Consider the following 7,553-nt stretch of genomic DNA (forward strand, 5'->3'; position numbering starts at 1 on the left):
ATACAGTGGCTAAAGTTGATGTAAGATGCCCGTTTTGTGAACAGACATCTCCTGTGAAAAAACACGGTTATGGCAAAAGTGGCCATCAGCGTTACCGTCGTCAGTCATGCAAACACGGATGGCTACAGGGCTTGCAACGACAACCTTCCAAAAGTAAAAAACATTGTTAGCAAGCTGTATACACAGCGCATTGAGTGTGCACATCAGACACTGCGTAACCGATCGCAACGGCTCAATCGCAAGACGCTCTGATATTCAAAATCATCCGAAATGCACGATAGGATCATCGGTACTTACATCGAACGCGAGTACTACGTTTGATGCTACATCAACTCATTGAATACACGAACAAATACTCCGTCATATAGTTGATGCACAGTTGTACTTTGAGCGGCAAATTATCCTTGCGTGTATACAAAGCGTAAACCGGGCGCGGATCGGAGTGATAGCGGCTGAACAGAATTTCCACTTCGCCGCGCGCAATCTCGTCGATGATCCACATCAATGGGATATAGGCGATGCCTGCGCCAGTTTTGAGCCAGCGTACCAGCGTCTGCGGATCGTTAGTGGCAAAGCGACCCTGCGGTGCGATTTTGGTGGAAATGCCTTCTGGGGCGATCAGTTCGAATTCACTGTCTGCACGCACGGTGTACTCCAACCAGGAGAAACTTTCCACGTCTGACGGTTTTTCCGGAGTGCCGTGCTGGGTCAAATAACGTTTGGCGGCGCACACCACCATTGGCATAGAACCGAGACGTTTGGCAAACAGGCTGGAGTCCTGCAAGGCACCCACGCGGATAACGATATCCAACCCGTTTGCAATCAGGTCGGGGGCGGGAATGCCGGTGACCAGATTGACCGAGAGCCCTGGGTATTTTAGCAGCATCTCTGCTGTCATGGCCGCCAGCACATTTTGCGCCATGGTGGAGGAACTGCCAATGCGCAGTGTGCCGATCGGCGTGTTATTAAAGGCGTAGAGCTGATCGTGCGCTTCGTGCGCCTCATGCAGCATACGCCGACAGCCGTGGTAGTAGATCTTGCCGCCTTCTGTAAGCCCGATGCTGCGCGTGCTGCGATTGAGCAGCTTGATCTGTAGCTCTTCTTCCAGCCGGGTCACCGTTTGGCTGACGGCAGAAACGCTCATGTTCAATTGTCGGGCTGCGGCGGTAAACGAGCCACACTGCACTACGCGCGCAAAGACCGACATGCTCTTTAGTCTTTCCATTATTCACTCTGGCTTAAAAGTGATTTAGATCACACATCGTAGATGAAACGCAAATAAACATCCATAATACACCGTATTCGAACGAATCGTGCGGGAAGAATACCGGTGTGCTTTGTGCTACTTGTTTCCATCAGGTAACAGGCTGCGTTCGCTTCTACTAAACAACCTGCAACCTCTCTTGATCAGTGTAATGCCCTTCATGCCTTTTGGCATTGATGGCGAAAGGCCTGTGTCGTCGTTGGTAATGAACCCTAATGCCTGTGTCTACGGTGACACGGTCGGTATTGTTTATTCGTTAATTGAAATAAAAAGGAAAAGAGGATGAGTTCACTTCCGGTGATGGTGCTGTTTGGCCTGTCCTTCCCGCCCGTATTCTTTGTGTTGCTGGTATCGCTGGTACTGTTTTTTGTGTTGAACCGTGTCTTACAGCCCACCGGCGTTTATGACGTGGTATGGCATCCTGCGCTGTTTAACACCGCTCTGTTTTGCTGTCTGTTTTGCTGTCTGTTTTATCTGATCTTTCGCTTCTCCCTTTGAGGTCACTGTGAAAACCCTTGCTATAAAATTTCCTGTTGTCTCGCTGATAACCAAAAGGCTGCTGCGTGTGGGTATCACGCTGTGCGTGCTGTTGCTGGCTGCCGTTGCGCTGCTGCGCGTTTGGGCGTTCTATACCGAATCGCCGTGGACGCGAGATGCGAAGTTCAGCGCAGACGTTGTGGCGATCGCACCGGATGTCAGCGGGCTGCTGACAGAGGTATTGGTGCATGATAATCAGCAGGTGAAAAAGGGTGATGTGCTTTTTGTGGTCGATCCACCCCGTTTTCAGCAAGCACAGGCGCAAGCACAGGCGGATGTGGACTACTACCTAGCGCTGGTCAATGAAAAGCGGCGTGAGTCTGGACGTCGCACACGCCTCGGCGTACAGGCTATGTCGCAGGAAGCGATCGATCAGTCTGGCAGCGTGTTGGAAACCGCGCAGCATCAGTTAGCCAAAGCGCAAGCGACGTTGGCGCTGGCGAAGTTGGATCTGGAACGTACCTTGATTCGCGCGCCAGCGGACGGTTGGGTGACCAACCTCAACGTGCAGCGTGGTGAATACATTACGCGCGGCGCGACCGCCGTGGCGCTGGTGAAAAAGGGCTCGTTCTATCTGGTGGCCTATATGGAAGAGACCAAGCTGGCAAGCGTTCATGCTGGCGACAGGGTTGAGATCACGCCGCTGGGTAGTGCTCGGCTGTTTTACGGTACGGTTGACAGCGTGGCGGCGGCGATCACCAACAGCAGCGCCAACGTAGACAGTAAAGGGCTGGCGACGGTGGACGCCAATCTGGAATGGGTGCGGCTGGCACAGCGCGTACCGGTAAGAATCCATCTGGATCAACAGCGCGATATTCCTTATCCGGCGGGCACCACGGCCACCGTGGTGATCGCGCAGTCAGACGCCCCGCAAAACAAGCAGCCTTCACCGTTGATTCGTTTGCTCTATCGGCTGCGTGAGTTTGGTTAAGACGAGCTCATGATGAAAATGCCTGCTTTTCCCCATTGGCGTTTTGCCTGCAAACTCAGCGTTGCCGTTGTGCTGTCACTGTTTCTCGGTTTCCACTTTCAGTTGGGAACGCCACGTTGGTCAGTGCTCACTGCGGCCATCGTCGCTGCTGGCCCTGCTTTTGCCGCCGGTGGAGATCCCTTTTCCGGGGCGATTCGGCATCGCGGGATATTACGTATTGTGGGCACCTTTATCGGCTGTGCCGGTGCGCTGGTGATTATCATCGCGACCATTCGTGCACCCGTGGTGATGTTGCTGCTGTGCTGCATATGGGCAGGATTTTGCACCTGGGTGTCATCGCTGGTTAAGGTAGAAAACGCCTACGTATGGGGATTGGCGGGATATACCGCATTAATTATCATCGTATCCACACAGAGTGCGCCGCTTCTGACGCCGCAGTTCGCCGTTGAACGCTGTAGCGAAATTGTTTTGGGTATTGTTTGTGCCATTGTGGCCGATCTGCTGTTTACCCCACGTTCCATCAAACACCATATTGACAGCAGCCTGGAAGGGCTGCTGCTGGATCACTATCGCCTGTTGCAACTGTGTATTCGGGGTGCATCGCGTGAAGAGCTTGACGTTGCCTGGCATGGGCTGGTGCGTAAAAGCACCGCATTGGCTGGTATGGGCAATCCGCTGTTGCTGGAATCAGCGCGCTGGCAAAATAGCCATCGGCGCATTAAGGCGCTGCTGGCGCAATCATTTACTCTGATTACTCAGGCGTGTGAGACCTATTTGGTGCTACAGGATAAACCTGAGCCACTCAGAACCAGTCTGGCATTGCTGATCGATGCGCCGGTAGCGTCGATGGACGATGTGCGTAAACGGGTGAAGCAACTGCGCCACGCGATTGCAGCCGGTGAGCGCAAGGCTGTGCCGCCGACGCTGATTGGCTGGGTGGGGGCCGCAACGCGCTATATGTTACTGGCTAAAGGAATTCAGACCAACGCCCGTCTGACGCAGGTTGAGGGCGAACTGCTGCGTGATGAAGTGATGGTGAAAGCGGCGTCCGCTGAGCGCAATCATGCGATGATCAACGGCTGGCGCACTGGCGTGGCTACGGCTGTAGGGTGTTTATTTTGGCTTATCACCGGTTGGACCTCAGGCAGTGCCTGCACGGTGATGATTGCTATGGTGACGGCGCTGGCGATGCGTCTGCCTAACCCAAAACGCATTGCGGTCGATTTCCTAGTCGGCACGGTCTATGCCTTGCCGTTGGGCTCGCTGCTGTTCATGTTTGTATTGCCATCCACGCAGCAAAGCATGCTGCTGCTGTGCCTCAGTCTGGGCATTATGGCCTTCATCATCGGTATTGAGGTGCAAAAGCGGCGTATGGGATCGCTGGGGGCGCTGGCCAGCACCATCAATATTCTGGTGTTGGATAACCCGATGACGTTTAATCTCAGCCACTTTCTGGACAGCGCGATTGGGCAGGTTATCGGCTGCTTGCTGGCGTGGCTGGTTATTTTGTTGATTCGAGATAATTCACGTGCTCGCACTGGGCAGGCGCTACTTAACCGCTTTGTTTACAATGCGGTATCGGCACTGACCACCAACCCAACCAAACGGCGTGAAAACCACTTACCTGCGCTCTATCAGCAGCTCTACCTGCTGCTGACCCTGTTTCCCAACGACATTGCCAAATACCGTCTGGCGCTGTCGCTGATTATTTTGCACCAACGTATGCGGAATCTGCCGTTGCCGGTGGACAGTGAACTGTCGGCATTTCATCGTCGTCTTCGTCAGGCGGCAGAGCAGGTCAGTGAAGCGCGACGAGATATTTCCCGGCGTCACGCTTTTACCCAGTTGTTGACGCTGTTGGACGAGTATCAGATTGCGCTATGCCAGCGTCAGATAGCACCGGAGATCGGTGCATCGGTTGGCCGTATCACGGAGATACTGCAACGCTATCAGCATGCGTTGGTGGAGTAGCGCCAAGGGCGACTCTACCACAGGGTTATTTACCTCTGGGGACTAGGCCTGATCTTCGGCCAGTTCGCGCAGATACTGGAAAATTTTACGGTAAGACTTGGGCGGCTTGTTAGCGGCTTTTTCTTTCTGCGCATTGCGCACTAGTGAGCGCAACTGCTGGTGGTCGGCGGCCGGGTAGAGCCCGAGGATATCCGGGATGGCATCATCCCCTTCCTCAATCAGTCTGTCGCGCAGTTGTTCCAGTTTGTGAAACAGAGCGACCTGTTGGTTGTGGCGGTTCTTCAGCTTATCCAGTGCGATTTGAATCGGTTCTGGATCGCGGGCACGCAACATCTTACCGATCAGTTGCACCTGACGGCGGCGGCCTTCTTTTTTGATGCGTTGTGCCAGCTCAACGGCAGCACGCAGATCGTCATCCAGCGGGATGCGCTCCAGCGCATTTTTACCGAGCTCAATCAGCTTCACGCCAAGATCTTTCAGTGCTTCTGCATCGCGTTTGATTTCACTTTTACTGACCCAGATGATCTCATCGTCTTCATCATCTTCGGCGTGCGGGTCCGGTACGTCGTCCAGCCACTCTTCAGGGTGTTTGTTCATCATCTCTTTCCGTAACAGTTCGGGCATGTGACGCGGTTAACGCCATAAAAAAGACGCCGATCCTAACAGGTTTGGGCTTTTTGCGAAATTATCCTGATATCCTGTTAGACTCAAGCATACTCCTTTAGGCGCAGAAGAGGGGCAAGGCAGACGCCATTTCCCGGCTTCTGAACGGCTTTTAACTCAGTATGGCAGAACGATGACAATAATCACTCAGGTTGCAGAACAGCGTAAAGCATTGGAGCAGGCAGTCGCACAGGCGTTGGAGCTGGCGCGCGCCGCTTCAGATGCGGCAGAGGTGGCCATTTCCAAAACCACAGGGATAAGCGTCAGTACGCGCTACGGCGAGGTTGAAAATGTGGAATTCAACAGCGATGGCGCGTTGGAAATTACCGTATACCACCAGCAGCGTAAAGGCAGTGCGTCATCGACCGACTTGAGCCAGGAGGCCATCGCCCGCACCGTGCAGGCTGCGCTGGATATTGCCCGTTATACTTCGCCCGATCCTTTTTCTGGCCCGGCAGAACAGGAACTGCTGGCATTTGACGCTCCCGATCTCGACCTGTTTCATCCTGCTGCCTTGGATGCGGAAAAGGGTATTGAGCTGGCTGCGCGCGCCGAGCAGGCGGCGCTGAAAGCCGATACGCGCATTACCAATACCGAAGGGGGCAGCTTTAACAGCCACTACGGTATCAAAGTGTTTGGCAACAGCCACGGCATGCTGCAAAGCTATCTGTCGAGCCGCCACTCTATGTCGAGCTGTGTGATTGCCGAAGTGAACGGCGATATGGAGCGCGATTACGCTTACACCGTAGGGCGCGCGCTGGACGATCTGCAAAGTCCGGAATGGGTCGGCGAAGAGTGCGCTCGCCGCACGCTCTCACGTTTATCACCGCGCAAGTTGCCGACCATGGAAACACCAGTGATGTTTGCCGCAGAAGTGGCTACCGGCCTGTTCGGCCACTTGGTGGGTGCGATCAGCGGCGGCAACGTGTACCGTAAATCGACTTTCCTGCTCGATAAGCTGGGCCAACAGATCCTGCCGGATTGGCTCACCATCGAAGAGCTGCCGCATTTGCGTAAAGGGCTGGCGTCTACCCCGTTCGACAGCGAAGGGGGACGTACGGTGCAGCGTGACATCGTTAAAGACGGTGTGCTGCAAACCTGGCTGTTGACCAGCTATGCAGCGCGTAAACTCGGCGTGAAGAGCACTGGCCATGCCGGCGGCATTCACAACTGGCGTATTGCGGGTCAGGGGCTTAATTTCCAACAGATGCTCAAGCAGATGGATAAAGGCCTGCTGGTGACCGAACTGATGGGGCAGGGTGTGAGTGCGGTCACGGGCGATTACTCGCGCGGGGCGTCAGGTTTCTGGGTGGAAAATGGCGAGATTCAGTATCCGGTGAGTGAAATCACTATTGCCGGTAACCTGAAAACCATGCTGCGCGATATGGTGACGTTGGGGGATGATATTGAAACCCGCAGCAATATCCAGTGCGGTTCGGTGCTGCTGCCTAGCATGAAGATCGCCGGGATATAATCAGGCAACATGACTGCCCTGAAATCAGGGCAGTGGGCGCGTGCTTAGCGATGATATTCGCCAGCGGCCTCAGGCTGATAGAGCAATTCCAGCACTTCTACGCGAGTTTCCGTACCGTTATGCAACTGCCAGTTAATGGTATTCCCAACGCGCAGACCCAGCAGGGTTGCGCCGAGCGGCGCCATCACAGAAAGTTGTTCCTTGCTGTCCTGCATGGCGGCAGGATAAACCAGTGTTCGGGTGTGCTCTTCGTTAGTGTTTAAATAGCGAAAGCGTACCCGACTGTTCATGATGACGACATCTGACGGGATGTCCTCTGAAGGCAAGATTTCGGCACGATCCAGCTCCTCATTCAACGCGTTCGCAATCGGTGTGCCTGCAAACGCAGGTTGCTCCAACAGCCGATCCAGGCGTTCCGCATCCAGTTCGCTAATAGTCAGGTTAGGTTTCGTCATACTCCTCTCCAATAGGTTGGTAAAACATAACCCTTGATAAAACGCATAGCGGTAATAAACAACGTTACGTCATGGCAATAAGATCAAGGTTCATAGGGGTATAAGCACGTGCTGCATATGGCTTTGTTGAATAAATCAGAACCTGTAATGACTGCGCCCCATACGGGTCGATTGTTACGTGATGCGAATACTGTTCGGCATTCCTAATAGCGTGATCCGGTTAAGCGCTTTGACCATGGCCATGGCTTCACCCACCTG

General features: G+C 54.0%; 7 protein-coding genes and 2 pseudogenes. 5 read left to right on the forward strand and 4 right to left on the reverse strand.

Annotated features, from left to right (window positions below; genetic code table 11):
- Window positions 1–5: 5 nt before the first annotated feature.
- Window positions 6–321: pseudogene (locus tag QZ506_RS08690) on the forward strand (IS1 family transposase).
- 7 nt (window positions 322–328) lie between these two features.
- Here the strand turns inward: QZ506_RS08690 and aaeR are convergent.
- Window positions 329–1,225 (reverse strand): HTH-type transcriptional activator AaeR, encoded by an 897-nt coding sequence (gene aaeR / locus QZ506_RS08695; RefSeq protein WP_291970426.1) that lies wholly within the window; start codon window positions 1,223–1,225, stop codon window positions 329–331.
- A 321-nt stretch (window positions 1,226–1,546) separates the two neighbouring features.
- Between aaeR and aaeX the strand changes: the two genes are divergently transcribed.
- From aaeX to aaeB, 3 genes are read left to right on the forward strand one after another with little or no spacing between them, the layout of a single operon-like run.
- A complete protein-coding gene (aaeX, locus tag QZ506_RS08700) occupies window positions 1,547–1,762 on the forward strand; it encodes a p-hydroxybenzoic acid efflux pump operon protein AaeX (RefSeq protein ID WP_291970428.1) in 216 nt (71 codons plus the stop codon).
- A gap of 22 nt (window positions 1,763–1,784) precedes the next feature.
- Window positions 1,785–2,732 (forward strand): p-hydroxybenzoic acid efflux pump subunit AaeA, encoded by a 948-nt coding sequence (gene aaeA / locus QZ506_RS08705; RefSeq protein WP_291970436.1) that lies wholly within the window; start codon window positions 1,785–1,787, stop codon window positions 2,730–2,732.
- Window positions 2,733–2,744: 12 nt separating this feature from the next.
- Complete coding sequence (gene aaeB / locus QZ506_RS08710) at window positions 2,745–4,703, forward strand: p-hydroxybenzoic acid efflux pump subunit AaeB (protein ID WP_291970438.1); 1,959 nt, start codon at window positions 2,745–2,747, stop codon at window positions 4,701–4,703.
- 42 nt (window positions 4,704–4,745) lie between these two features.
- Here aaeB and yjgA read toward each other — a convergent pair whose 3' ends face one another.
- Complete coding sequence (gene yjgA / locus QZ506_RS08715) at window positions 4,746–5,300, reverse strand: ribosome biogenesis factor YjgA (protein ID WP_291970430.1); 555 nt, start codon at window positions 5,298–5,300, stop codon at window positions 4,746–4,748.
- A 199-nt stretch (window positions 5,301–5,499) separates the two neighbouring features.
- On the opposite strand from yjgA, the gene pmbA reads away from it, so the two are divergent.
- A complete protein-coding gene (pmbA, locus tag QZ506_RS08720; RefSeq protein ID WP_291970432.1) occupies window positions 5,500–6,840 on the forward strand; it encodes a metalloprotease PmbA in 1,341 nt (446 codons plus the stop codon).
- Between the two features lie 44 nt (window positions 6,841–6,884).
- On the opposite strand, the gene rnk is transcribed toward pmbA, so the two are convergent.
- Both rnk and QZ506_RS08730 read right to left on the reverse strand, forming a co-directional pair.
- Window positions 6,885–7,295 carry a nucleoside diphosphate kinase regulator gene (gene rnk, locus QZ506_RS08725; protein WP_291970434.1) on the reverse strand — a complete coding sequence of 137 codons (411 nt, stop codon included), beginning with the start codon at window positions 7,293–7,295 and terminating at the stop codon, window positions 6,885–6,887.
- 174 nt (window positions 7,296–7,469) lie between these two features.
- A pseudogene (locus QZ506_RS08730) lies at window positions 7,470–7,553 on the reverse strand (lipoprotein); the annotation flags it as partial.

Source organism: Candidatus Symbiopectobacterium sp. (assembly GCF_020054415.1).
Lineage (GTDB): Bacteria > Pseudomonadota > Gammaproteobacteria > Enterobacterales > Enterobacteriaceae > Symbiopectobacterium.